Annotated in this window: 25 protein-coding genes and 3 pseudogenes; 19 read left to right on the top strand and 9 right to left on the bottom strand. The window is 71.6% G+C overall.

Going from position 1 to position 23,488, the window contains the following annotated elements:
• Positions 1–261 precede the first annotated feature (261 nt).
• The 13 genes from nifE (at position 262) to G6R24_RS04745 (ending at position 13,260) form a co-directional block, all read left to right on the top strand.
• A complete protein-coding gene (gene nifE / locus G6R24_RS04805; RefSeq protein ID WP_163547954.1) occupies positions 262–1,671 on the top strand; it encodes a nitrogenase iron-molybdenum cofactor biosynthesis protein NifE in 1,410 nt (469 codons plus the stop codon).
• Positions 1,671–3,437: a nitrogenase component 1 gene (locus G6R24_RS04800; RefSeq protein WP_163547953.1), complete on the top strand. Its 1,767-nt coding sequence runs from the start codon at positions 1,671–1,673 to the stop codon at positions 3,435–3,437. Before nifE ends, G6R24_RS04800 begins: the two co-directional genes overlap by 1 nt.
• Positions 3,431–3,865, top strand: a complete 435-nt coding sequence (gene nifX, locus G6R24_RS04795; RefSeq protein ID WP_163547952.1) for a nitrogen fixation protein NifX — start codon at positions 3,431–3,433, stop codon at positions 3,863–3,865. The genes G6R24_RS04800 and nifX overlap by 7 nt, the downstream gene beginning before the upstream one ends.
• Entirely contained in the window at positions 3,862–4,305 is a 444-nt protein-coding gene (locus G6R24_RS04790) for a NifX-associated nitrogen fixation protein (RefSeq protein WP_163547951.1), read from the top strand. The genes nifX and G6R24_RS04790 overlap by 4 nt, the downstream gene beginning before the upstream one ends.
• Positions 4,295–4,513, top strand: coding sequence for a CCE_0567 family metalloprotein (locus G6R24_RS04785; RefSeq protein WP_163547950.1), 219 nt, complete (start codon positions 4,295–4,297; stop codon positions 4,511–4,513). The genes G6R24_RS04790 and G6R24_RS04785 overlap by 11 nt, the downstream gene beginning before the upstream one ends.
• Positions 4,510–4,920 carry a nitrogenase-stabilizing/protective protein NifW gene (gene nifW, locus G6R24_RS04780; RefSeq protein WP_163547949.1) on the top strand — a complete coding sequence of 137 codons (411 nt, stop codon included), beginning with the start codon at positions 4,510–4,512 and terminating at the stop codon, positions 4,918–4,920. The genes G6R24_RS04785 and nifW overlap by 4 nt, the downstream gene beginning before the upstream one ends.
• Positions 4,917–5,450: a nitrogen fixation protein NifZ gene (locus G6R24_RS04775; RefSeq protein WP_163547948.1), complete on the top strand. Its 534-nt coding sequence runs from the start codon at positions 4,917–4,919 to the stop codon at positions 5,448–5,450. Before nifW ends, G6R24_RS04775 begins: the two co-directional genes overlap by 4 nt.
• Positions 5,447–6,976 carry a nitrogenase cofactor biosynthesis protein NifB gene (gene nifB, locus G6R24_RS04770; RefSeq protein ID WP_163547947.1) on the top strand — a complete coding sequence of 510 codons (1,530 nt, stop codon included), beginning with the start codon at positions 5,447–5,449 and terminating at the stop codon, positions 6,974–6,976. The genes G6R24_RS04775 and nifB overlap by 4 nt, the downstream gene beginning before the upstream one ends.
• Positions 6,973–7,593, top strand: a complete 621-nt coding sequence (locus G6R24_RS04765) for an iron-sulfur cluster assembly accessory protein (protein WP_163547946.1) — start codon at positions 6,973–6,975, stop codon at positions 7,591–7,593. The genes nifB and G6R24_RS04765 overlap by 4 nt, the downstream gene beginning before the upstream one ends.
• 209 nt (positions 7,594–7,802) lie before the next feature.
• Entirely contained in the window at positions 7,803–8,633 is an 831-nt protein-coding gene (locus G6R24_RS04760) for a HesA/MoeB/ThiF family protein (protein ID WP_163547945.1), read from the top strand.
• Positions 8,630–10,003, top strand: a complete 1,374-nt coding sequence (locus G6R24_RS04755; protein ID WP_163547944.1) for a cysteine desulfurase family protein — start codon at positions 8,630–8,632, stop codon at positions 10,001–10,003. Before G6R24_RS04760 ends, G6R24_RS04755 begins: the two co-directional genes overlap by 4 nt.
• Positions 10,004–10,123: 120 nt before the next feature.
• On the top strand, positions 10,124–12,175 hold the full coding sequence (locus G6R24_RS04750; protein ID WP_163547943.1) for a 2-oxoacid:acceptor oxidoreductase subunit alpha: 2,052 nt from the start codon (positions 10,124–10,126) through the stop codon (positions 12,173–12,175).
• Entirely contained in the window at positions 12,172–13,260 is a 1,089-nt protein-coding gene (locus G6R24_RS04745) for a 2-oxoacid:ferredoxin oxidoreductase subunit beta (protein ID WP_163547942.1), read from the top strand. The genes G6R24_RS04750 and G6R24_RS04745 overlap by 4 nt, the downstream gene beginning before the upstream one ends.
• 68 nt (positions 13,261–13,328) lie before the next feature.
• Here G6R24_RS04745 and G6R24_RS04740 read toward each other — a convergent pair whose 3' ends face one another.
• The 3 genes from G6R24_RS04740 to G6R24_RS04730 form a co-directional block, all read right to left on the bottom strand.
• Positions 13,329–13,574 carry a hypothetical protein gene (locus tag G6R24_RS04740; protein WP_163547941.1) on the bottom strand — a complete coding sequence of 82 codons (246 nt, stop codon included), beginning with the start codon at positions 13,572–13,574 and terminating at the stop codon, positions 13,329–13,331.
• Between the two features lie 606 nt (positions 13,575–14,180).
• Positions 14,181–14,516, bottom strand: a complete 336-nt coding sequence (gene fdxA / locus G6R24_RS04735; protein ID WP_163547940.1) for a ferredoxin — start codon at positions 14,514–14,516, stop codon at positions 14,181–14,183.
• Positions 14,517–14,695: 179 nt separating this feature from the next.
• On the bottom strand, positions 14,696–15,652 hold the full coding sequence (locus G6R24_RS04730; protein WP_225438124.1) for a low temperature requirement protein A: 957 nt from the start codon (positions 15,650–15,652) through the stop codon (positions 14,696–14,698).
• A gap of 325 nt (positions 15,653–15,977) precedes the next feature.
• Here G6R24_RS04730 and G6R24_RS04725 point away from each other — a divergent pair, with 325 nt between their 5' ends.
• Positions 15,978–16,424 carry a response regulator gene (locus G6R24_RS04725; protein WP_163547938.1) on the top strand — a complete coding sequence of 149 codons (447 nt, stop codon included), beginning with the start codon at positions 15,978–15,980 and terminating at the stop codon, positions 16,422–16,424.
• Positions 16,425–16,563: 139 nt separating this feature from the next.
• On the opposite strand, the gene G6R24_RS24400 is transcribed toward G6R24_RS04725, so the two are convergent.
• The 6 genes and pseudogenes from G6R24_RS24400 to G6R24_RS04695 all read right to left on the bottom strand — a co-directional run bounded on the left by G6R24_RS24400 (position 16,564) and on the right by G6R24_RS04695 (position 19,058).
• Positions 16,564–16,776 (bottom strand): hypothetical protein, encoded by a 213-nt coding sequence (locus G6R24_RS24400; protein WP_225438126.1) that lies wholly within the window; start codon positions 16,774–16,776, stop codon positions 16,564–16,566.
• Between the two features lie 40 nt (positions 16,777–16,816).
• Positions 16,817–16,870, bottom strand: a pseudogene (locus G6R24_RS24395) (hypothetical protein); the annotation flags it as partial.
• A 65-nt stretch (positions 16,871–16,935) separates the two neighbouring features.
• On the bottom strand, positions 16,936–17,283 hold the full coding sequence (locus G6R24_RS04710) for an SRPBCC domain-containing protein (RefSeq protein ID WP_163547937.1): 348 nt from the start codon (positions 17,281–17,283) through the stop codon (positions 16,936–16,938).
• A 134-nt stretch (positions 17,284–17,417) separates the two neighbouring features.
• Entirely contained in the window at positions 17,418–17,567 is a 150-nt protein-coding gene (locus G6R24_RS04705) for a hypothetical protein (protein WP_163547936.1), read from the bottom strand.
• Positions 17,568–17,694: 127 nt separating this feature from the next.
• On the bottom strand, positions 17,695–17,898 hold the full coding sequence (locus tag G6R24_RS04700) for a cold-shock protein (protein ID WP_163547935.1): 204 nt from the start codon (positions 17,896–17,898) through the stop codon (positions 17,695–17,697).
• Positions 17,899–18,107: 209 nt separating this feature from the next.
• The gene (locus G6R24_RS04695; RefSeq protein ID WP_225438123.1) at positions 18,108–19,058 is read right to left on the bottom strand and encodes a LysR family transcriptional regulator; all 951 of its coding nucleotides are present in this window, start codon (positions 19,056–19,058) and stop codon (positions 18,108–18,110) included.
• Between the two features lie 47 nt (positions 19,059–19,105).
• Here G6R24_RS04695 and G6R24_RS04690 point away from each other — a divergent pair, with 47 nt between their 5' ends.
• From G6R24_RS04690 to G6R24_RS04675, 5 genes and pseudogenes are all read left to right on the top strand, one after another.
• The gene (locus G6R24_RS04690) at positions 19,106–20,071 is read left to right on the top strand and encodes a CTP synthase C-terminal region-related (seleno)protein (RefSeq protein ID WP_225438122.1); all 966 of its coding nucleotides are present in this window, start codon (positions 19,106–19,108) and stop codon (positions 20,069–20,071) included.
• Positions 20,072–20,128: 57 nt separating this feature from the next.
• Positions 20,129–20,929: an SRPBCC family protein gene (locus G6R24_RS04685; protein WP_163547933.1), complete on the top strand. Its 801-nt coding sequence runs from the start codon at positions 20,129–20,131 to the stop codon at positions 20,927–20,929.
• A 279-nt stretch (positions 20,930–21,208) separates the two neighbouring features.
• A pseudogene (locus tag G6R24_RS24390) lies at positions 21,209–21,742 on the top strand (amidohydrolase family protein); the annotation flags it as partial.
• Positions 21,743–21,846: 104 nt separating this feature from the next.
• A complete protein-coding gene (locus tag G6R24_RS24385) occupies positions 21,847–22,293 on the top strand; it encodes an amidohydrolase family protein (protein ID WP_254592520.1) in 447 nt (148 codons plus the stop codon).
• Positions 22,294–22,343: 50 nt separating this feature from the next.
• Positions 22,344–23,476: pseudogene (locus G6R24_RS04675) on the top strand (glycerate kinase).
• Positions 23,477–23,488 lie beyond the last annotated feature (12 nt).

Raw genomic sequence — 23,488 nt, 5'->3', positions numbered from 1 at the left:
GTCGACCGGCCGCGCCCACCGCGCTCCCTGCGGCCGGCCGACCACTCCCCGGCGGGTCGAGTCCGCGCAGCCGCATCCGCGCCGACTCCCCGCCCCCGGGGCGGGTCGGTCGACTCCCTCCCGGGTCGGCCGGCCCCCCCGCCGCAGCGAGTCCCAGCTCCACCGCAGTTCCAGCTCCACCGCAGTTCCAGCTCCACCGCAGTTCCAGCTCCACCGCAGTTCCAGCCTCACCCGAGGACCGCCCCCTCCCGAGGATGGCCTATGTCCGCATCAGATCGCGCGGCTCTGTTCACCGAGTCGGGCTGCGAAACCAACAACACCAAGAGCACCAAGGAGCGCAAGGCCGGCTGCCCCAAGCCCAAGCCCGGCGGCACGTCCGGCGGCTGCACCTTCGACGGCGCGATGATCACCCTCGTTCCGATCGTGGACAGCGCCCACCTGGTCCACGGCCCGATCGCCTGCGCCGGCAACTCCTGGGACAGCCGAGGCAGCCTGTCGTCCGGGCCGACGCTCTACAAGCACGGCTTCACCACCGACATGACCGAGAACGACGTGGTCCTCGGCGGCGAGCAGCGGCTGTTCGACACGATCTGCGAGATCGTCGAGCGGTACGCGCCCCCCGCGGTCTTCGTCTACTCCACCTGCGTCACCGCGATGATCGGCGACGACCTCGGTGCGGTGTGCGCCTCCGCCGCCGAGCACACCGGCGTGCCGGTGATCCCGGTCGAGGCCCCCGGTTTCCTCGGTAACAAGAACCTCGGCAACAAGATCGCCGGTCAGGCGCTGCTCGATCATGTCATCGGCACCGTCGAACCCGAGGACGCCGGCGCGTTCGACATCAACCTGATCGGCGAGTACAACATCGCCGGCGAGCTGTGGGACGTCCTGCCGGTGCTGAACCGCCTGGGCCTTCGGCTGCGGGCCTGCATCAGCGGGGACGCCCGGTACCGCGACGTGGCCGCGGCCCACCGGGCGAAGGCGACCATGGTCGTCTGCTCCCGCGCCCTGCTCGGACTCGCCCGCGGGCTCGAGGACCGTTACGGCATCCCCTGGTTCGAGGGCAGCTTCTACGGCACCAGCGCGATGGCCGACACCCTGCGCGGCTTCGCCCGTCTGCTCGACGACGACGACCTCACCCGGCGCACCGAGGAGCTCATCGCCGTCGAGGAGGCGGCCACCAACGCCGCGCTCGAGCCCTACCGGGCCCGGCTGACCGGACGCAAGGCCGTGCTCTACACCGGCGGTGTCAAGAGCTGGTCGATCGTCTCGGCGCTGCAGGACCTCGGGATCGAGGTGGTCGGCAGCGGTATCACCAAGAGCTCCGACGGTGACGTCGAGAAGATCCGTGAGCTGCTTGGCGATGCGAAGATGATCGGTGAGGGCAGCCCGCGGGAACTGCTGCGGGTGGCTGAGCAGACCGGGGCCGACATCCTCGTCGCCGGTGGTCGCAACCTGTACACCGCGCTCAAGGGCCGGCTGCCGTTCCTCGACATCAACCAGGAACGGCACATCCCCTACGCGGGCTACACCGGCATGGTCGAGTTCGCCCGCCGCCTGGACATGGCCATCTCCAACCCGGTCTGGGACCAGGTCCGCCGGCCCGCCCCCTGGGACGCCCAGGTGGCCGGCACCCCCGGCGCCCCCGGGACGCTCGTGGCGGGGGTGGCCTGATGGCGCGGATCGTCACGACCGAGCGGGGCGCGACGATCGACCCGCTCAAGCACAGCCAGCCGCTGGGCGCGGCAATGGTCTTCCTCGGCCTCGCCGGCTCCATGCCGATCATGCACGGTTCGATGGGCTGCGCCTCGTTCGCCAAGGCCCTGCTGACCCGGCACTTCAACGAGCCGATCCCGTTGCAGACCACGGCGATCAGCGAGGTGACCGCGGTCTTCGGTAGCGGCGAGTCGATGGTCGCCACCCTCGACGCCATCCGCAAGAAGCAGCGCCCGGAGATCATCGGTCTGCTGACCACGGGTGTCACCGAGGTCTCCGGTGAGGACATCGGCGGTCAGCTGCGCGCCTACCTCGCCGCCTGGGCCGACGCGGACGCGGACACGGGCGCGGCGGCCGAGGCGGGGGTCGAGGCCGACGCCGCACCGCTGATCGTCGGGGTGTCGACCCCGGACTTCATCGGCGGACTGTCCGACGGCTGGTCCGCCGCGCTCGAGGCCCTGATCCGCGCGGTGATCCCGGCGGACGAGCTGGTCCTCGGCGACCCCGACGAGCTCGCCGAGGATCTGGACGACCGGGATGAGGGCCGTACGGCTCTGCTCGCCGCGTCCGCGGCCAGCCCCCCCCGACCGGCCGACGCCGTCCGCGCGATCCCCGCTGCGGCGTCGGTCCGTACCACCACCGCGCACACCCACCCAGCCGTACCGGACCAGCCCGTGACCCGGCGGTCCGGGGCGACCGGCGAGACCGGTAGCGCCGGCGAGGAGGGCACCCCAGACCTGGTCGCCGTCCTCGCCGGTCCCGGTCTCACCGCCGCCGACCTGGACGAGCTCGCCGAGCTGATCCGCTCGTTCGGCTTCACCCCGCTGCTGGTCCCGGACCTGTCCAGCTCGGTCGACGGTCACCTCGCCCCCGCCTGGCAGCCGACGACCACCGGTGGCACGACCGTCGCCGACCTGCGCCGACTGCCGCGGGCTCGGGCCGTCGTCGCCGCCGGCGGGTGCGCGGCGCCCGCGGGTGAGCTGCTCGCCGCGCGCACCGGCGCCCGGCTGTTCACCCACCCGCATCTGTCCGGCCTGACCGAGATGGACGCGCTGGTCAGCGAGCTGATGTCGCTGAGCGCCCGGACCGCGCCGACGATGGTGCGCCGCGCCCGCGAACGGCTCGCCGACGGACTGCTGGACGCGCACTTCGTCCTCGGGGGAGTGCGGGTGGCGATCGCCGCCGAGCCGGACACCCTGGTCGCCGCCGGTTCGCTGCTGCGCGACGTCGGCGCCGAGATCGTGACCGCGATGGCGCCCACCTACGCCCCGGTCCTCGACGACACGCCCTTCGACGAGGTCGTGCTCGGTGACCTGACCGAGTTCACCACCCGGGCCCGGGCCGCCGGTGCCCAGCTGGTGGTCGGCTCCAGCCATCTGCGCGAGGTCGCCCACCGGCTCGGCGCGGCCTACCTGCCGGTCGGCTTCCCGATCGTCGATCGCCTGGGAGCGGCGCTCGCCGGCACCGCCGGTTACACCGGCAGCCTGCGCCTGCTGCTGGACGCGGCCAACCGTGTGCTCGACCACACCGCCGCCAGCCATGGCGCTGCCAGCCATGGCACCGCTGGACATGGCACTGGCGGCCACAGCGCCGCTGGCCATGGCACTGCGTCGACCGAATCCGCGGCGAGCGGTGGGTGGTCCGAGACGGACCTGCCCCACCAGGCCCGCGCCACGGCCTACCCCGATGAACTCGACGATCTGTTCCAGGAGTCACCGTGTTGAAGATCGCCTTCGCGACCGGAGACGGCACCGCCGTGGACAGCCACTTCGGCTGGTGCCGACGGTTCGACATCTACGAGGTCAGCCCCGAGGGGTTGCGGCTGCTGGAGAGCCGGCTGCTCGACGAGGCCTCCGAGGACGAGGAAAACAAGATCGAGACGAGGCTCTCCGCGGTCCTGGACTGCGCGATCCTCAACATCTGCGACATCGGTGGCACGGCCGCCGCCCGGGTGATCAAGGCGAAGATCCACCCGGTGAAGGTGCTCAAGGGCACGCCGATCCCGGAGCTGCTCGACCGGTACGTCACCACCCTCGCCGGCACCCCGCCGCCCTGGCTGCGCAAGGTGATGAAGGGCCGTGAACCGCAGACGCCACCCGCCCAGAACTGGACCCGCAGCGTCAGCGCGGTGCTCAAAGGAGATGCCGCATGACTGAGATATCCGGATTCCTGCGTGACCTGGTCGCCCAGACCCGCGCCGGTGACACCTACGGCCAGCTCAGCCGGTTCAGCGACGAGCAGATGCTCGCGCCCTTCGTCCTGACCAAGGAGCAGCGCCGGGCGATCCCGGCGGCCTGCGACCTCGAAGCGGCCACCGAGGCCCGGGTGCGGTCGTTCTACCAGGCGGTCGCCGCCGCCACCGAGAAGGCGACCGGTGCGTTCACCGTCGCGATCCTCGACCTGAACCACGAGGGCTTCGGCCGGGTGATCATCTTCGCCGGCCGTCTCGTGGTCGTCGACGAGGCCCTGCGCGACATCCAGCGCTTCGGCTTCGACTCGCTCGACAAGCTCGGCGCCCGCGGCGAGTCGCTGGTCATCGGCGCGACCAAGGTCATCGACCAGTACCGCGAGGTGACCCGCGATGACGCCTGAGACCGCCGCCGAGGAGCTCAAGCGGCTGCGCAAGCTCAACTCCAGGGCCTCGCAGCTCAAGCTCGACCTGCACGACCTGTCCGAGGAACTGCCGTTGGGCTGGGAGAACATCCTCGACGTCGCCCAGCGCACCTACGACGCCTACGCCGAGATCGCCGTGCTGCAGAACAAGCTCGACGCCCAGGCCACCAAGGGGGCGTCGGCATGACCGCCACCGCCACCCCGGCCGAGCGGCTCGCGCACTTCTACCGGTGCACCACCGCCGAGCAGTACTTCGACCTGTTGGAGGTCGAGGTCGACCCGCGGGTCGTCGCCGTCAACCGGCTGCACATCCTGCGGGTGTTCGGCGGCGAGCGAGTGAAGGTGCTCGAGGCCGCCGGCGGCGACCAGGCCGACCCGGAGACGTTGCTGGCCGCGTACCGCGCCGCGCTCATCCGGTCGTACGAGTCGTTCCTCACCGCCACCGCGCTCGACCACCGCGTCTTCAAGGTGCTCAAGGACCGCGCACCGCAGGGGTCCTTCGTGCCGTCATCCGAGATCACCGTGCAGCGGCCGGGACAGACCCCGCCGCCCGCACCGTCCGCACCGACCGAGCAGCCGGAGGAGGCCCGATGACCAGCAACGTCTACAACGTCGGCGACGTGGTCTGCACTGTCAAGGACCTGCGCAACGACGGGACCTACCCGGACCCTGAAGTCGCCATCGGCGAAGTGATCGTCGAGGCCGGCACCATCGGCGAGGTCATCAACGTCGGCCTCTACCTCCAGGAACACATCGTCTACGCGGTGGCGTTCCGCAGCGGCCGGATCGTCGGCGCCCTGGAGCGGGAGCTCGCGGTGCCCGTGGACGATGACGGCGCCCCGCTCGCCGCCCAGGCCTCCACGCCGTCGACCCCGCCGTCGCGCACCCCGGCCGAGGCCGGATCGGCGCAGCCCCCGGCCATCGTCGAGCTCGCCACCGTCCAGGGCACGGGCCACGGGGATGGCCACGGCGCTGGGCATGGCGGTGGGCATGGCGGTGGGCACGGCGACGGGCACGGCGACGGGCATGGTGGTGGCTGCAAGCACGGCTCGTCCAACTGCAAGAAGGACGGGGACGCGGTCGCGGTGTCGGCGGTGACCGGTTTCGACGAGGACCAGGTATGAGCGGCCAACCGCTCGCCATCGCGGACCCGGCCACCGGCTGTAAGAGCACGAGCAGCTGCGGCACCAGCCGGCCGGCGGCCGACCCGGAGATCGCGGAGAAGATCGCGAACCATCCGTGCTACAGCGCGGAGGCGCACCAGTACTACGCCCGCATGCATGTCGCGGTCGCGCCGGGCTGCAACATCCAGTGCAACTACTGCAACCGCAAGTTCGACTGCGCCAACGAGAGCCGACCGGGCGTCACCAGCGCCCTGCTGACCCCCGAGGACGCGCTGGCCAAGGTCAAGCTGGTCGCCAGCGAGATCAAGCAGATGAGCGTGCTGGGCATCGCCGGGCCGGGCGACCCGTTGGCCAACCCGAAGCAGACGTTTCGCACGATGGAACTGGTGGCCCGGGACTGCCCGGACATCAAGCTGTGCCTGTCGACGAACGGGCTGCGCCTGCCCGAGTTCGCCGACCGGATCGCCGACCTCGGCGTCGACCACGTCACGATCACGATCAACATGATCGACCCGGCGGTCGGCGAGCGGATCTACCCGTGGGTCGTCTACAAGGGCAAGCGGTACACCGGCCGGGAGGCCTCGAAGATCCTCACCGAGCAGCAGCTCGAGGGGCTGGCGGCGCTCACCGAACGCAAGGTGCTCTGCAAGGTCAACTCGGTGCTGATCCCCGGGGTCAACGACGAGCACCTGGTCGAGGTCTCCAAGACCGTCAAGGACCTCGGCGCCTTCCTGCACAACGTGATGCCGCTGGTCTCGGCGCCCGAGCACGGTACCCACTTCGGGCTCACCGGCCAGCGCGGACCGTCCCCGCAGGAGCTCAAGCTGCTGCAGGACCGGTGCGAGGAGCACGACGGCGCCGAGATGAACATGATGCGGCACTGCCGGCAGTGCCGCTCCGACGCGGTCGGCCTGCTCGGCGAGGACCGCGGCGAGGAGTTCTCCCCGGAGACCTACCAGGGCCGCGAGATCGGCTACGACCTCGCCGGACGCCAGGAGGCCCACGCCGAGATCGAGCGCTGGCGCTCCGAGGTGGCGGCGACCCGCGACAGCCTCAACATCTCCACCGGCGCCCCGGTGCCGGGCGGCCGCACCCTGCCGACCGGTCCCGCGGGCGGGCTGGTGCAGGTGGTGGTGGAGGCCAGCCGACCGGAGCAGACGGTGCTCGTCGCCGTCGCCACCAAGGGCAGCGGGGTGGTCAACCAGCACTTCGGCCACGCTAGCGAGTTCTGGATCTACGAGGCGGGACCGCTGTGGGCGCGCCTCGTGCAGACCCGCGACGTCGACCGCTACTGCACCGGGCCGTCCGAGTGCGACGAGGAGGAGTCGAAGCTCGACCGCACCCTCACGATGCTCAGCGACTGCGCCGCCGTGCTCTGCAGCAAGATCGGGCCGGCCCCGAAGGAGGCGCTGACAGCCGCCGGGATCGAACCGGTGGAGGTCTACGACCTGATCGACAAGGCGGTGGCCGAGGTCGGTGGCCGCATCATCGCAAACCGTGCACCCGCGGAGGTTGGCACCCCATGACCACGACCGCCACCATCGTCGAGCTGACGGACCGGGCCCGCAAGCAGGTCCATCACCTGCTGAGCTCCACCGCCGGCACCGAGAACTTCGCGCTGCGCATCGGGGTCGACCCGGGCGGCTGCTCCGGCTACACCTACAAGCTGGCGCTGGTGCCCGGCCCCGAGGCCGACGACCTCGTCTTCACCCAGGACGGTTTCGACGTCGTCGTCCACACCTCCATGATCGACCTGCTGCGCGGGATGCGCGTCGACTACGCGGAGACGCTCACCTCGTCCGGGTTCACCTTCACCAACCCGAACGCGAAGAGCTCCTGCGGCTGCGGCTCGTCGTTCGGCTCGTCGGAGTCCCCCGAGCGCACCGAGGCCGACGCGCTGCTGCGCGCCCAGGTCGAGGACGTCATGCAGGAGATCCGACCGTTCCTGCGCGGCGACGGCGGGGACGCGGAGATCGTCGCCGTCCTCGCCGGCGGCGGCCAGCCGGGGTCGGCCGAGGTGCACCTGCGCCTGACCGGTGCCTGTGGCAGCTGCTCCAGCGCCGGCGCGACGCTGTCCGGGGTGATCGAGGCCCGGCTCAAGGAGGCCCTGCCCGAGATCGGTCGGGTCGCGCTCGTCCCCTGAACCCGCCGTCGGCGGGTGGACCAGTCCGCGGATCAGTCCACCCGCCGGCCCGGCCCGGCTCACCGCCCCGCCCGCCAGCGTCGCCGCCGGCACCGGCACCGGCACCGGTGCCCACCCGACGCCCACCACCTGACCGCCCGAACACCTGGCCGTCCGACGTCGGTCATCCCTCATCCGTCATCCGTCCTGCCGAATCCGCGGAGCGCACGATGGTCACAGCCCGGTCCCACCCCCACCCGCTGCTACGCACGATGTGTCCGGGCCCGTCGGCGCGGGCGGTGCCCGTGCAGACGGCCCCGCCCGGGTCGGAGGCGACCCATCGCTACGACCGGCAGATGATCATCCCTGGCTTCGGGGTCACCGCCCAGCGGCGGCTGAGCCAGGCGACGGTGCTGGTGGCCGGGGTGGGCGGGGTCGGTGGGGCGGCGGCGACCTACCTGGCCGCCGCCGGAGTCGGCCGGCTCATCCTGGTGCATCCCGGTGACCTGGAGGAGCCCGACCTCAACCGGCAGACGCTGATGCGTCCGGACCGGGTCGGGCGCTCCCGGGTGCACAACGCCGCGGACACGCTGCGGGCGCACCATCCGGCGGTCGAGATCGTCGCTCTCGACCGGCCACTGGACGACGAGGCGGTGCCCGAGCTGATCGCCCGGGCCGACGTCGTCGTCGACGCCCGGCACAACTTCCCCGAGCGGTATCTGATCAACCGGCTGTGCGTGCGCTCCGCGGTGCCGCTGGTCGTCGCGGCGATGAACGCCACCGAGGCGTCCCTGCTGGTGGTCCGGCCGGGGGAGCCGTGCCTACGATGCGTGTTCCCCGAGGGGGACCCGTCCTGGGAGCCGTTGGGCTTCCCGGTGCTCGGTTCGGTCGCCGGCACCGTCGGCTGCCTGGCGGCCACCGAGGCGCTCAAGATCGCCGGCGGGTTCGCCGAGCCCGCGGTCGGCCGGCTCATCCACCTGGACCTGTGGGATGTCGACCTGCGCGCCCTGCGGACCCGGCGCGACCCGCACTGCCCCGACTGCGGACCGGGCCCGCAATGATCTACCTGGACCACAACGCGACGACCCCGGTCGACCCGGAGGTCCTCACCGCGATGCTGCCACTGCTGCGTGAGCACTACGCGAACCCGGCGAGCCGGCATCCGGCGGGGGAGTCCGTCGCCCGGCTGGTCGAGGCGGCCCGCCGTGACATCGCCACCCTCGCCGGCGCCCGGCCCCGCGACATCGTGTTCACCAGCGGGGCGACGGAGGCGGCGAACCTCGCCATCCACGGGGTGCTCGCCACCGCCCCGCCGGACGCCCGCCGGGTGCTGGTCGGGGCGACCGAGCATCCGGCGATCCTGGGGGCCGCGCACGCCGCCGCCGAACGTTTCGGTGGCAGCGTGCAGACCATCCGGGTGCGGCCCGACGGCAGCCTCGACCTCGCCCACCTGCGGGCACTGCTGCGGCCGTTGCCGGTCGGGGGGCCGGCGTCGGCGCGCGGTCCGATGCCGGCCGGCGGCCAGGTGGCGCTGGTCGCGGTGATGGCGGCGAACAACGAGACGGGCGCGCTCACCGACCCACGGCCGGTGGCCGCGTTCGCCCAGGAGGTCGGCGCGCTGTTCCTGTGCGACGTCACCCAGGCGTTCGGCCGGATTCCGGTCGCCGTCGCCGAGACGGGTATCGACCTCGCGGTCGCCTCCGCGCACAAGGTGTACGGCCCGAAGGGCGTCGGCGTGCTGATCGCCTCCCGATCGGCGCGGGGACGGCTCTCCCCGCTGCTGCACGGCGGCGGTCAGGAGCGCGGCCTGCGTTCGGGCACCCTGAACACCCCCGGCATCGTCGGGTTCGGCGCGGCGGCCCGGATCGCCGCCGCGGTGTTCGCCGACGAGGCGGTCCGGACCCGGGCACAGACCGACCTGCTCTACGACCAGCTGGTCGGCTGGCTCGGCGCGGACGCCATCGAGGTCAACGGTCCCCGCGAGGACGCCAGCCGACGGCCCGGGCTGGTGCGGCTGCCGAACACGCTGAGTCTGCGGTTCGTCGGCGCCGACGCCGACGCGGTGCTGGCCTGCCTGCCCGATGTCGCGGTGTCCGCGGGTTCGGCCTGCCACGGCGGGGCGGACGAACCATCGCCGGTGCTGCTGGCGATGGGGCGCTCGGCGGCCGCCGCCCGGGAGAGCCTGCGGTTCAGCGCCGGCAGGTTCACCACGGTCGACCAGATCCACACCGCCGCGGCGGCGGCGGCCCGCGCGGTGCTGCGGGTGCACTCCCTGCACGCCACCGCGTCCGGTGACCTGGCCGTCAGCGGTCAGCCAGGTACGTCCGGCGAGCTCGCGGGACGCGGGTTGCCGCCGGACCCGCGAGGCCTCGCCAACCCGGGCAACGGACAGTTCCCCGAACTACCCGTCCCACGATCCGCCTTGCCCTGATCCACCGACGCACCACCGATCGGCGCCGCCGGGCTCGCCGTCACGTCCGCGGCTTGACCCGCGGGCCTTCGAGCCCGGACGAACGGCGCGCAGGTCGCGACGCCAGAGATGAGGTCTCCCATGCCCACCGACCAGTTGCCCGAGCGGCCCGACGGGGTCAGACGACTGGAGAACGTGGTGATCCGTTTCGCCGGCGACTCCGGCGACGGAATGCAGCTCACCGGTGACCGGTTCGGCGCCCAGGCTGCCGCGATCGGTAACGACGTGGCGACCCTGCCGAACTATCCGGCGGAGATCCGGGCCCCATCGGGGACCGTGGCCGGTGTGTCCAGCTACCAGCTGCACATCGCCGACCATGACATCACCACCCCCGGCGACCAGCCGGACGTCCTCATCGCGATGAACCCGGCGGCGCTGCGGGCCAACATCACCGAGCTGCGCCCCGGCGGCGTCATCATCCTGGACACCGACTCGTTCACCGAGCTGGGCCTGGACAAGGCCGGCTACGAGGTCGACCCGCTGACCGACGGATCGCTGGACTCCTACCAGCTGTTCGCGATCAACCTGACCGGGCTCGCCTCCGCCGCCGTCGCCGACCACAACCTCAAGCGCAAGGACGCGGCGCGCACGAAGAACATGTACGCGCTCGGCCTGGTGTCCTGGATGTTCTCCCAGCCGATCGAGGACACCGCCGACTACCTGCGCAAGCGCTTCGCATCCAAGCCGGACGTGCAGGCCGCGAACATCGCGGCGCTGCGCGCCGGGTGGATCTACGGTGAGACCACCGAGGCCTTCGCCACTGTCTACGAGGTGAAGCCGGCGGCCCTGCCGCCGGGCACCTACCGGCACATGAAGGGCAACAAGGGCATCGCGTACGGCCTGGTCGCCGCCGCCCACCAGGCGGGGATGCCGCTGTTCCTCGGCGCCTACCCGATCACCCCGGCCTCCGAGGTGCTGCACGAGCTGTCCCTGCTCACGTCCTACGACGTACGGTCGTTCCAGGCCGAGGACGAGATCGCCGCGATCGGTGCGGCGATCGGCGGGTCGTTCGCCGGGATGCTCGGCGTCACCGTCACCTCCGGCCCCGGCATGGCGCTGAAGTCCGAGGCCATCGGCCTCGCGGTGATCATGGAAATGCCGCTGGTCATCGTCAACGTGCAGCGCGGTGGCCCGTCCACCGGTCTGCCGACCAAGACCGAGCAGTCCGACCTGCTGCAGGCGCTCTACGGCCGCCACGGCGAGGCGCCGCTGCCGGTGATCGCGGCCCGTTCGCCCGCGGACGGTTTCGCCTCGGCGCTCGAGGCCGCCCGGATCGCGCTGGCCTACCGCACCCCGGTGATCCTGCTGTCGGACTCCTACATCGCCAACGGCAGCGAGCCGTGGCGGGTGCCCGAACTCGACGAGCTGCCCGACATCGGCATCGAGCTCGCCACCGAGCCGAACGCGGTCGACGAGGTCGGCAACCCGGTGTTCCTGCCCTACGCCCGTGACCCGGCGACCCTCGCCCGGCCGCTGGCGATCCCCGGCACCCCGGGCCTGGCCCATCGCATCGGTGGCCTGGAGAAGCAGGACCTCACCGGCGCGGTGTCCTATGACGCGGACAACCACGACCTGATGATCCGCACCCGCCAGTCCAAGATCGACGGTGTGGACGTCCCGCCGCTCGAGGTGGACGACCCCGCCGGCCCGCCCGGCTCCGGTGCGGACGTCCTCGTGATCGGCTGGGGCTCGACCTGGGGCCCCATCGGTGAGGCGTGCCGCCAGGTGCGCGCCGACGGGCTGAAGGTCGCCCAGGCGCACCTGCGTCACCTCGCCCCGCTGCCGGCGAACCTGGCGTCGGTGCTCTCGGAATACCACACCGTGCTCGTCCCCGAGATGAACCTGGGGCAGCTCGCCGGCCACCTGCGCCGGGAGACCCTGATCGACACCGTCGGTTACAACCAGACCCGCGGTATGCCGTTCCAGGTGTCGGAGCTCGCCTCCGTCATCACCCGGGTGATCCAGGGCGTCGTCGACGACGACACCCCCGAGCAGGCCGCCGTCGGCGGCAACGGCGCGGCGAAGGTCGTCGGTGACGTCACCGCGCGCCTGACCGCGGCCAAGGCCGGCGTCGGCGCCGGCGGCAAGACCACCGTTACCCACAGCGACGCGACTCGGGAGGCAGGACGATGAGCCCCACAGGCGAGGCCGAGGGCGCCGCGCGCGCCGAGGAGCCGGCGGGCACCGCCGGCCGGCGGGCCCCCACGGTCGCCGACTTCACCACCGCCAACGAGGTCCGCTGGTGCCCCGGCTGCGGTGACCACGCGATCCTGTCAACGATGCGGGGCCTGCTGCCCGCACTCGGCGTGGCCCCCGAGAACACCGTGGTGGTGTCGGGCATCGGCTGCTCCTCGCGGCTGCCCTACTACCTCGACACCTACGGCATCCACTCCATCCACGGGCGGGCCCCGACGTTCGCGACCGGTGTCTCCATCAACCGCCCCGACCTGTCGGTCTGGGTCGTCACCGGTGACGGCGACGCGCTCTCGATCGGTGGCAACCACCTGATCCACGCGCTGCGCCGCAACGTGAACCTCAAGATCCTGCTGTTCAACAACCACATCTACGGTCTGACCAAGGGCCAGTTCTCGCCCGCGTCCAAGGTCGGCACGGTCAGCCCGTCGAGCCCGCACGGCTCGCTGGACTACCCGTTCAACCCGATCGCGCTCGCCCTGGGCGCCGGCGCCACCTTCGTGGCCCGCACGATCGACACCGACCGGCGGCACCTGACCGCGACCCTGACCGCCGCGGCCGCCCACAAGGGCGCCGCCCTGATCGAGATCCGTCAGGGCTGCCCGACGTTCAACAACATCCCTCGCCAGCCGCGTGGATCGGGTGGTGCCACCACCGAGAACGACCCCGCGTCGCCCGAGCTCGGACCGATCCGGCTGTCCCCCGGACTGCCGATCGTCTTCGGCCCGAACGACCAGTGGGGCATCGTCCGCGACCCGAACACCGGTGAGCTCGTCGTCGGTAACGGTGGCGACCCCCGGGTGGTCGTCCACGACCCCGGCACCCAGAACTCCACCTATGCCTACGCGCTGTCCCGCCTCGCGGAGACGGCCCTCGGCGAGGCGCCGATCGGTGTCTACCGCTCGGTGTCCCAGCCCAGTTTCGATCAACTCTTCCAGGAGCGCCTGGCTACGGCCCGGCCCGGTGGACGTGGTGAGCTGCGCTCCCTGCTCACCGGCTCCGACTCCTGGGTGGTCGCCGGTTAGGGGCCTGTGCCCCTGACCGGAGCGTGACGGGCGGCCGGGCGGACCGCCCGTCGAGCGCAGCGAGGGGATCAGGCCAGCTCTTCCCATGGCCTGATCCCCTCTGTTGTCCGGTAACCCCCTGCTCCTTCACGTTCCTCGGCCAGCTCACGGATCTGCTCACGGACCTGCTCACGGGCCTGCTCGCTGATCTGCTCGCTGATCTGCTCGCTGATCTGCTCGCTGATCTGCTCGCGGACCTGATCATGAAATGCCGAGGGATGTTCGAGAATCTCGGCCTCGACACGCCGAACAACCCTCGGCGCGAGGCCGCACAACCCTCGGCTCGCGGCCGGTCGGCCTTCGGTCCAACAGCTCTCCCCGACGTTCTCGGCCGTGACCGTGGATCTGTCGGCGCGGGCCTGGCGGATCGGGTACGTCCGCTGGGGTGGTGTGCTGGGGAATCCGTGTCGCGGGTGACATCGGCGGACGGACACACCGCGACACCGTCCTGGCCTTTTTGGACGTTCGAAACACCGCGCACGGGGGCACCGCGAAGAACATGCCGGATGCGGGGAATCACACGTCTCACGGCCGCGGCCGGGGAAAGTGCCGCGCGCGGGAAATCGTGCATCCTGCGACAGGTGGCCCGGGATCATGGTGTGCGGCGTGGCTCGCTTTTAGCGAGGTGCGTTCCACGGAAACGTCACGCGGGTCGCGGGTGACCGCCGGAGGAAACGGCCTTCGTGGAACGGCCGCTGATGTGCGGGTGGCAATCCTGGGGTGGTAGGACGGGGTTGGCGGTACGGGGTTCGCGAAGAACTGCCCGAAAGGGCGACGATTGAAAGGCCGGTGCCCGGACGGGGGTGGTCCTGGGCACCGGCCGTAGCCGGCGGTCCCGCTGACGCCGTGGCCGCGTCAGCCTTCGCCGGCGGTCTGTGCCATCAGCGCTCGTAGGCGGCGACGAAAGGGGTGTCGACCCTGAGCGGGCCGATCTTCCCCGCGCCACCCGGAGCGCCGACGGGTGTGTTACGCCCCGGTAGAAGGGTGTGGAAAAAGCGAGCCTCGTCCGCGATGAACTCGGCTTCCCCCTCCGGAACCAGTTTCAGGTTCATGATCGCGTCAACGGGGCAGGCGGCCGCACAGGCCCCGCAGTCGATGCACTCATCCGGATGGATGTACAGCTTCCGGTCGCCCTCGTAGATACAGTCCACGGGGCACTCGCTCACACAGCCGGTGTCCTTCACGTCGATACAGGCTGACGTGACGACGAACGTCATGAGTGCCTTCTCCACGGTGCGCCGGAACTTGCGGCTTCCAGGCAAACAGTAACAGCCCGTCCGCCGGATGGGCCGATGTGGCTGTAAAGGAAGAGTAAAGGTGGTGACGGCCGCCCGGAAAACATGTTCGAGGCGCTGCCGGGCCGGGAAAAGACCGGGGATGGCCGCCGGGGGACGCCCTATTTCCTGGTCAGTGGGTTGCCGTGCAGGAGGGTGACGGCGGCCAGGAAGACGGCGACCGGTACGGCCACGGTGGCGACGGCGGCCGGGGCGCCGAGTTCGCTGTGGTGGCTGACCTGGTCGACCAGTGCGGCGAGGCCGGCGCCGACGGCCGCCGCCGACGCGAACACGAAGTAGTGGCCGTACCCCCACCGGAAGGCGGCCGCGCTCGACACCAGCACCTCGTGCGCCGGCCGGGCGAAGTACACCCACCACATCGCGAAGACGATCAGCAGGCCGCCGCCCGCCACGGCGAACAGGGCGGCGCCCAGTTCGTGCTCGTCCAGTGCGACCTGGACGGCGACCGTCGCCGACAGGATCGACTCACCCAGCACGATGATCGTGAACAGGCCGTGTCGCTCGGCGATGTGGTGCGGATGCCAGGGCGTCCGGCCAGGTCGCTCGGCGAGGATCGGTACCGCGAGTTCGGCGAGCACCATCACGGCGAAGCCGGGGGCCCAGCCGGCGTCCGGTAGGAGCAGCAGCAACGCCCAGCCGACCATGCACAGGGAGATCCCGAGCGCGTAGGCGCGGGCGGTGCGCGCTCCGTCCGGTCCGGCGCCACGGGCGGCGCGCAGCCACTGGGCCACCAGACCGATCCGCATCACCGCATAACCGAGGGTCACGATGGCGAAGTCGTGGTCGTCGAAGGCCCGCGGCACCCCCGCGGCGAGCACGAGCACCCCGATGACCTGGACGAACATGGCGAGACGGTAGGGGACGTCGTCCACGTCGTAGGCGTAGGCGAACCAGGTGACGTTCATCCACGCCCACCAGATCGCAAAGAACACGCAGCCGAAGGCAGCGACGCCGCTGCCCGCATGCCCCTCGCTCAGCGCGTGGTGCAGCTTCGTCGACGCCTGGGCGACCTCGACCACGAAACAGAGGTCGAACAGCAACTCCAGCGGTGTCGCCACCCGATGATCCTCGGTGACCGATCGCGGCCGCATGGGCCGGTACCAGGGGCGATGTCCACTCCGGCCCGCCTGCGTCGTCATGACCGGAAGCTACCGGCTGCCCCCGCGCGGGGATGCACCAAGGGGGCGACAAGCGACGGCGCAGGGCGTAACGTCAGCTCATCTGGGTTCCGTGCGTCCAGATCGCGGGCCTGGCCACGGGCTCGGTGACAGGGCTGTTTCCCGCTTGGCCGTGGGTCTGCCGCCCGCCGCCCGCTCGCCTCGTCTTCTCCGCCCTTCCCCCACTGTCTGATCCCGAAGTGGTTCCGAACCGCGAGGTGCGCCTGTGACCACCAGCCTGCTGCCCCACTCGTTCGATGTCCTGCTGGTCGAGGACAACCCGGGCGATGTCCTGATGGCCCGGGAGGCGTTCGCCGACGAGCGGATCGGCGGCAACCTCCATGTGGTGAACGACGGTGACGAGGCGCTCGCGTTCCTGCGGCATGAGGAGCCGTTCGCCGACATGCCCAACGCCGACCTGGTCCTGCTTGACCTCAACCTGCCGCGCCGCAGCGGCATCGAGGTGCTCGCCGAGATCAAGGCGGACGAGCGGCTACGCCGTATCCCGGTCGTGATGCTCACGACGTCGGACGCGGCCGAGGACATCGAACGCAGCTACCAGCTGCACGCCAACGCCTACGTCACCAAGGCGGTCGACTTCGACCGGTTCGTCGACGACGTCCGCTCCATCGACGACTTCTTCGTCACCGTGGTGCGCCTCCCGCAGCGCTAGCCGCTGGTGTCGTCGGTCCACCAACCGGCGAGCCCCGGCACCGTGGTCAGCGCCCTGTACACGTCCGCCGGCGTTGTGGTCCGGACGCCGATGCGGTGCAGAATGTCGGCCATCTGTGTCTCCTTCCTTCTGGGCGTGGTCAGTCCGAGCCGTGTTCGGTGGGTGTGGGCTGGTGCCGCGAGCGCTGGATCGCCTCGGCGAGCTGACCGATTCGTCGCAGACGCGCGTCCCAGGCCGACCCGACCGAGGCGAGCTGGCTCACTGCCCGGGCCAGTTGGGCCTCGTCCACCTGATAGCGCCGCTCCCGACCGATCGGGACGGCCCGGACCAGCCCCGGCCCGGTCGAGGACACCGAGGTGCTTCGCGACCGCCTGCCGGGTCACCGGGAGCTGTTGGCTGAGCGTGGTCGCGGTGCCGCCGGCCTGGGACAGCAGAAGGTCGAGCATCCGCCGTCGCGTCGGGTCTCCGATCGCCGACCAGAGCAGGTCGTCGATCATGTCCGCGGAGGACGTCATGGTCGTGTCGTGAGCGAGGCGAGGTAGGGCGCGACTCTCGGCAGATAGAAGTCCCACCCGATGATGTGCTCCCGGAACCGCTCCTCGAGAACGGCGATCTCCCAGCCCTGCTCGCGAAAGCCGGTCTCGGTCATCCGTAGCAGCGTCCCGTTGCCCGACGGCCTCAGCTCGAAGCTGACCAGCAGCGAGTTTCCCGGCACCGCTGGCGCGTCGGCCGGATGCGTCCACCGGAACGAGAACAGCCGCGGTGGTTGGACGTCGACGACGGACAGGCTCACGACCTCGAAGACGATCTCGGGTGACGCTTCGATGTAGATCTCGCGTTCGAGGGTGCCGAACTCCATCGCCGTACCGGGCCTCCCGCAACCTTTTGTTGCGCATGACCGTACCGCCCGTGGGCATGATGCGCAACCATCGGTTGCTCATGGGGTCCGGAGGTCGGGGGGATGTCGGGGGGAGATCGGGTTCGCCTGCCAGGTCAGGCTGCGGTGGCCCGGCGCCAGAGGAGTCCCAGGGTGAACGGGCGGCCGAGGAAACGGCCCCATGTCGGCCTGGTGTCGAGCCAGGACTCGTCGATCACGTTCTCCCGCATCTCCGCGAGCGTCCAACCAGTGGCGAGACCGGCCACGCTGGTCGAACTGGACGAAGGTGAGCACCCGCGCAGTACCGCCGCGGGGGACGTGCCCTCAACGCACTTTCGGCGCGTGACCCGGGGTGGGGCCACGCGCCGAAAGGAAGATCATATGGTGCGATGGTCAGGCGGGACTCACGTTGTCCGCCTGCGGTCCCTTCTGGCCCTGCACGATCTCGAACTGGACGCTCTGGCCCTCATCCAGGGACTTGTAGCCGTCGGCCACGATCGAGGAGTAGTGGACGAACACGTCCGGGCCGCCACCGTCGACGGAGATGAATCCGAAGCCCTTCTCCGCGTTGAACCACTTGACGGTACCCTGCGCCACGATGCTTTCTCCTTGCCGCGCTCCCGGTGTGCGTCCTTCGCATACCGGCTTCGCACCAGACCGCGATCCGTTCCGCGGTCTGGTCGTGCCGTTCTCTGCGTAGGTCACGCACCGAGAAACCAGCAACACCTCAAGCCTACCCCGTGGCAGGTGCGCCGCGCCGCACCAGCGCTTGTCCGCTTCTGGTCCACTCGTCCCGCTGTGCCCCGCTACGCTCCCGCGAAAACGGCCGCCACAGCCCGTGCCGTCGGGCCGGACCGGCCTGTACTCAGCAGTTCCTGGCGAAATGTCACCGCCGCGCCCCCGGCCGCCAGCCCACCGGCGCGTGGCCGCGTCCGCGCCCCGCGGGTCGACAGCGCCGCGGCGCGGACCGGCACGGCGACCAGCGACGTCCGCTCCGGTGGCAGCGCCCGTGGTGGCAGCAGCGTCAGCCCCTGGCCGGCGGCGTCCAGTGCCAGCAGCCCCTGGACGTCCGGGCCGGTCAGGTGCAGCCGGGCGCGGAACCGTTGCTCGTTGGTCAGCCTGCGCAGCAGGGCCAGCCCGCAGCCCGCCTCGGGTGCGTCGATCCAGCCGGCGTCGACCAGATCGGCGAGGCGTACGTCGGGTCGTCCGGCGAGGGGATGATCCGCGGGCAGGATCACGGCGACTGGTTCCTCGACCATCCCCACCGCCCGGATGGGCCCCACCTCGGGTAGCCGCAGTGGATCGCCGCTGGTGGCGAGCCCAACAGCAACGCCGAGGTCGACGTCCCCGCGGGCGACCGCGGTGGCCACCGCGGCGGTGCCCGCGACGATCACGCGCACCTCCAGACGGGGAAAGTCGGGCCTGACCTGCTCGAGCACGGTGGCCAGCCGGTCGGTGGCGAGCGGGTGGACGGCAACGGTCAGCGGCTCGGACGGTGTGCCCGCGGCCCGGGCGACGTCGGCACGCGCCGCGGACAGGCGCAGCAACAGCGGTGTGGCGTGTTCCAGCAGCCGGGCACCGGCCTCGGTCACCGCCACCGCGGGCCGGCGATGCAGCAGGGCGACACCGAGGTCGGACTCCAGTGCCGCGATCTGCTGGGACACCGCCGACTGGGTGTAGCCGAGGCTGTGGGCGGCGGCGGAGAAGGAGCCCGCCGCCGCGACCGCGACGAAGGTGCGCAGCTGCTGCGGATCCACATCATCAGTATCACTGATGGCGGATGTCGGAATTATCGTTGGATCTGATGTCCGCCGCCCCGGACCATCAGGGCATGCCGCTGTCCTCATCGCCCGCCGCCGCCACCACCGCCGCGACCGCCGCCTCTGCCGCCTCTGCCGGCGAGCCCGTCGTCCCGCCTCGAGCCGGGGCCGCGCCCTACGCCCGGGTGGCCCTGGTCGGGGACCGTAGCGCCGAGGTCGCCGCGCACGCCCGCATCCCGGAGCTGCTCGAGGCGCTGCGCCTGCGCGATGGCCTGCCGCTGGACGTCTACTGGATCCCGACCGACGAGATCCTCCCCGTCCCAACCACCGACTCCTCGGCCGACCGCCTCCCGACTGGCCTGGCCGTGTCCGACCAGGCCGCGTCCGCCGGGTTCCTGGCCGGGTTCGACGGTGTCTGGCTGGTACCGGGCAGCCCGTACGCCAGCGAGGCGGGTGCGCTCGCGGCGGTCCGGACAGCCCGCGAGCAGGGCATCCCCCTGCTCGGGACCTGCGGTGGGCTGCAGCACGTAGCCCTGGAGTTCGCCCGGTCGGTGTGCGGTCGCCCGGATGCGGCCCACGCCGAGAACGATCCGAGCGCCACCGCGCCCCTGATCGTCCCGATCGCGTGTGCGCTGGACGGTCATGAGGGCGTCGTCCTGGTCACCCCGAACTCGCTCGCCGAACGGCTGATCGGCGCGGACCGCACGGTCGGGCGTTACCACTGTTCCTACGGCATCAATCCGTCCGACACCGGCCTGCTGCTGGCGCACGGGCTGCGCTTCAGCGGCGTCGACGAGACCGGCGAGGTGCGGGTCCTGGAGCTGCCCGGTCATCCGTTCTTCCTGGCCACGCTGTTTCAGCCGGAGCTCGGTTCGGACGCGGGACGGGTGCATCCGGTCATCCGCGGCTTCGCCGAGGCCGCGGTCGCCCGCGCGGCCGCCCGGCGCGTCGCCGCTCGCGGCGCCTCGGGTCCGGCGTCGATCGGGGGACCCGGCTCGCAGGTGTGTTAGTCGAACGGGCGCGGGGATGAGCGTCATGTCTGCAACTCGCGATGAACGGGAGGAAGCATGGCGAGCACGGTTCAGGAAACGATCGAGGTCCATGTCCCGATTCGCACCGCCTACAACCAGTGGACGCAGTTCGAGTCCTTCCCGAACTTCATGGATGGGGTGGAGTCGATCGCACAGCTCGACGACACCCACACCCACTGGAAGATCAAGGTCGCCGGCCAGGAACGCGAGTTCGACGCGACCATCACCGAGCAGCTGCCCGACGAGCGGGTGGCGTGGAAGAGCACCGGTGGCACGGATCACGCCGGGGTCGTGACCTTCCACCGTCTCACCGACGATGACACCCGGGTGACCGTCCAGCTGGACTGGCAGCCCGACGGCCTCGCCGAGAAGGCGGGTGCGCTTCTTGGCGCTGACGACCGCCGGGTCAAGGCTGACCTGCGCAAGTTCAAGTCGTTCATCGAGCACCGTGGGAGCGAGACGGGTGCGTGGCGCGGCGACGTCGCCCGCCCGGACGCCGCTGGCGGGGCTGACGGGGCTGACGGGGCTGACGGGTACGAGGCGGGTGCGGCCGGTCGTGGCTACACCGATCGGGCGGGTGACCCGAGCTCGGGTGACGCCGTGGGCGGATCGGGCTACGCCGACCCAACCGGCGCTCCGGACTACGACCGCCCGGCGGGTGGTTCCGGTTCTGGTTATGGCTCCCCGGCCGGCGGTTCCGGTTCTGGTTATGGCTCCCCGGCCGGCGGTTCCGGCTATGGCTCCACGGGTCCCGCGGGCGGTACGGACTACCGCGAGCCTGGCCCGACCGGGCAAGCGGGACCGCGGACGCCGGGTAGCGCCGCCGGCGGCTGGTGACCTAGCACCGCACGGACTTCACGGCGAATCTGAGGGCGTGGCAGGACGGACCCCCGTCCCGCCGCGCCTTCGCTGTGTGCGGGTAGCGCGGCACCCCGGCCCTTCGGTCGGGCTCGGAGCCCGGGTCGCTTTCTGGCGTGTTTTCTGACCTGGTTCCGGGGGCGGGGTGGGTCCCGTACCCTCCAACTGGGCGGGTGAGCGGTGGTTGGCCGCCGCATCGAGTCGCGAGGACGCGTCGGGCCTCGTGGCGGTGTCACACCGCGAGGAGGAGGGGCATCCATGCGTGATCTGCGGACTCTGCCCAAGGGCCACCTGCACCTGCACTTCGAACTGGCGATGCGCCCGTCCACGCTGGCGGACCTGGCCGCGAACGCGGGGCTGCCCACACCACGGACCTCGGGTTTCACCGAGTTCGGCGGCTTCGGCGAGGTGATCGGCGGGATTCTGCCGCTGTTTCGCGGCCCGACCGACTTCGAGCGGCTCGTCGACGAGATGGTCAGCGACGCCGCGGCCGAGGGCATCGTCTACCTCGAACCCAGTTTCTGGCCGTACGCCCACCCCGAGGTGTTCGGGAGCGCCGACGAGGCGTGGGAGACCGTTCTGGCCTGTTCGGAGCAGGCCGGCGCGCGCCACGGTGTCACCGTTCGCTGGATGGCCGCGGTCGACCGGGTGTTCGACTCCCCCGAACGGGCGGTGGAGGTGGCCCGCACGGCCGTGCGTTACGCCGACCGGGGCATCGTCGCCCTAGGCCTGCACAACGACGAGAACGGCTGGCCGCCCGAGCCGTTCGAGGCGGCCTTCCGGCTCGCCGTCGACGCCGGGCTGATGTCCACCCCGCACGCCGGTGAGCTCGACGGGCCGGCGTCCGTGCGGGGGGGGCGATCACGAAGCTGGCCGCCGACCGGCTGCAGCACGGGGTGCGGGCGATCGAGGATCCGGCGCTGGTCGACGAGCTGCGCGAACGCGGCATCTGCCTGGACGTCTGCCCGACCTCGAACGTGCTGCTCTCGGTCGTCCCGTCGCTGGCCGAGCATCCTCTGGCGGCGCTGGTGCGCGCCGGTGTGCGCTGTTCGATCAACGCCGACGATCCGCTGCTGTTCGGCCCCAACTGCCTGGACGAGTACGAACTGTGCCGCCGCGAGCTGGGACTGACCGACGAGGAACTCGCCGAATGCGCCCGCAGCTCGGTGCGCTCCGGTGCGGCGCCGGACGCGGTGCGTGACGCGGCACTCGCCGGGATCGACGCCTGGCTCGCCGCGCCCGCCGACCTTCCCGCGCAGCCCGCCGCCTCGTCGGTCCTGTCGGTCCCGTCCGTCCCCTCGGTCTCGTCCGCCTCGTCGGTCGCCGAGGGTGGCCGTCGGTGAACTCCGGTCGGCGGTCGATGGTCGTCGCGGGGCGCTGAGCGTGCCAAGTCATGATCGATAGCGGTCGGGGCCGGTCGTGGCGGGTGGTGATCGCGCCCGATTCGTTCAAGGGGTCGGCGAGTGCCACCGAGGTCGCGGCGACACTGGCGCGCGGATGGCACTCGCGCCGTCCACAGGACGAGATCGTGACGTTGCCGATCGCCGACGGCGGTGAGGGAACGCTGGATGTCTTCGCCGCGACGGTGCCCGGGGCCAGCCGGCGGCCGCTGCGGGTCACTGGTCCGGATGGGCGAGGCCACGACGGCGAATGGCTGGCCTTGCCGGGGGGATGTCGCGGTGGTCGAGCTCGCCGCGGTGAGCGGACTACCGCTGATGCGTACCCCGGACCCGTTGGGCGCCCAGACCATCGGCGTCGGGCAGGCGCTCGCGGCGGCGCTGCGCGAGGGGGCCAGGCAGATCCTGGTCACGCTGGGGGGGTCGGCATCCACCGACGGCGGCACCGCGGCGCTGAGCGTGCTGGGTGCCGGGTTCACCGATGCCGCCGGTGGGGTGCTGCCGCCCGGCGGGGGCGCTCTGGTCACGCTGCATCAGATCGATCTCGCCCGCCTGGTCCCCCCGCCCGCCGGGGGAGTGCGCTGCCTCGTCGACGTCGACGCCCCCCCTGCTGGGGGATGCCGGTGCCGCGGCCGTCTTCGGCCCGCAGAAGGGGGCGACCGCCGCCGACGTGGACCGGCTGGCCGCGGGGCTGACCCGGCTGGCCGGGTTGCTCGGTGGTGATCCGAGGGAGCCGGGTGCGGGTGCCGCGGGTGGCACGGCCTACGGTCTCGCCGCGGCCTGGGGCGCGCAGCTGGTCTCGGGCGTCCAGACGATCATCGAGGTGGCTGGCCTGCCCGGTGCGCTGGACGACGCGGACTGGGTGGTGACCGGGGAGGGCCGTTTTGACCAGACGTCCCTGCGCGGGAAGGTCGTCGGTGGCGTGCTGGCGCTCGCGCGGGGGCGGGGGGTGCCGGTTCTGGTCGCGGCAGGGCAGGTTGACGCCCCCCGTCCGGAGGGGGTCGTCGGGGAGGCCGCGCTGGCGGGACTCGCGGGCGGGGTCACGGCGGCCATGGCGGATCCGCACCGGTGGCTGCGGGTGGCGGGTGCCGAACTGGCCGCGCGGGCCGAGCACGGTCACGACGTCTAACACGGTCACGAC

The sequence above is a fragment of the Candidatus Frankia nodulisporulans genome (genome assembly GCF_902806475.1).
Classification (GTDB): Bacteria; Actinomycetota; Actinomycetes; order Frankiales; family Frankiaceae; genus Frankia; species Frankia umida.
This window is presented reverse-complemented; position numbering and strand designations above follow the sequence as displayed.

What these genes read in the sequence shown, in the direction of transcription:
- G6R24_RS04750 (WP_163547943.1), top strand. Translation starts at nt 10,124, where the DNA reads ATGCCCACCGACCAGTTGCCCGAGCGGCCCGACGGGGTCAGACGACTG.
- G6R24_RS04710 (WP_163547937.1), bottom strand. Translation starts at nt 17,283, where the DNA reads ATGGAGTTCGGCACCCTCGAACGCGAGATCTACATCGAAGCGTCACCC.
- G6R24_RS04800 (WP_163547953.1), top strand. Translation starts at nt 1,671, where the DNA reads ATGGCGCGGATCGTCACGACCGAGCGGGGCGCGACGATCGACCCGCTC.
- G6R24_RS04790 (WP_163547951.1), top strand. Translation starts at nt 3,862, where the DNA reads ATGACTGAGATATCCGGATTCCTGCGTGACCTGGTCGCCCAGACCCGC.
- fdxA (WP_163547940.1), bottom strand. Translation starts at nt 14,516, where the DNA reads ATGACGTTCGTCGTCACGTCAGCCTGTATCGACGTGAAGGACACCGGC.
- G6R24_RS04745 (WP_163547942.1), top strand. Translation starts at nt 12,172, where the DNA reads ATGAGCCCCACAGGCGAGGCCGAGGGCGCCGCGCGCGCCGAGGAGCCG.
- G6R24_RS04685 (WP_163547933.1), top strand. Translation starts at nt 20,129, where the DNA reads ATGGCGAGCACGGTTCAGGAAACGATCGAGGTCCATGTCCCGATTCGC.
- G6R24_RS04760 (WP_163547945.1), top strand. Translation starts at nt 7,803, where the DNA reads ATGGTCACAGCCCGGTCCCACCCCCACCCGCTGCTACGCACGATGTGT.
- nifB (WP_163547947.1), top strand. Translation starts at nt 5,447, where the DNA reads ATGAGCGGCCAACCGCTCGCCATCGCGGACCCGGCCACCGGCTGTAAG.
- G6R24_RS04755 (WP_163547944.1), top strand. Translation starts at nt 8,630, where the DNA reads ATGATCTACCTGGACCACAACGCGACGACCCCGGTCGACCCGGAGGTC.
- G6R24_RS04690 (WP_225438122.1), top strand. Translation starts at nt 19,106, where the DNA reads ATGTCCGCCGCCCCGGACCATCAGGGCATGCCGCTGTCCTCATCGCCC.
- G6R24_RS04785 (WP_163547950.1), top strand. Translation starts at nt 4,295, where the DNA reads ATGACGCCTGAGACCGCCGCCGAGGAGCTCAAGCGGCTGCGCAAGCTC.
- G6R24_RS04765 (WP_163547946.1), top strand. Translation starts at nt 6,973, where the DNA reads ATGACCACGACCGCCACCATCGTCGAGCTGACGGACCGGGCCCGCAAG.
- G6R24_RS04775 (WP_163547948.1), top strand. Translation starts at nt 4,917, where the DNA reads ATGACCAGCAACGTCTACAACGTCGGCGACGTGGTCTGCACTGTCAAG.
- nifE (WP_163547954.1), top strand. Translation starts at nt 262, where the DNA reads ATGTCCGCATCAGATCGCGCGGCTCTGTTCACCGAGTCGGGCTGCGAA.
- nifW (WP_163547949.1), top strand. Translation starts at nt 4,510, where the DNA reads ATGACCGCCACCGCCACCCCGGCCGAGCGGCTCGCGCACTTCTACCGG.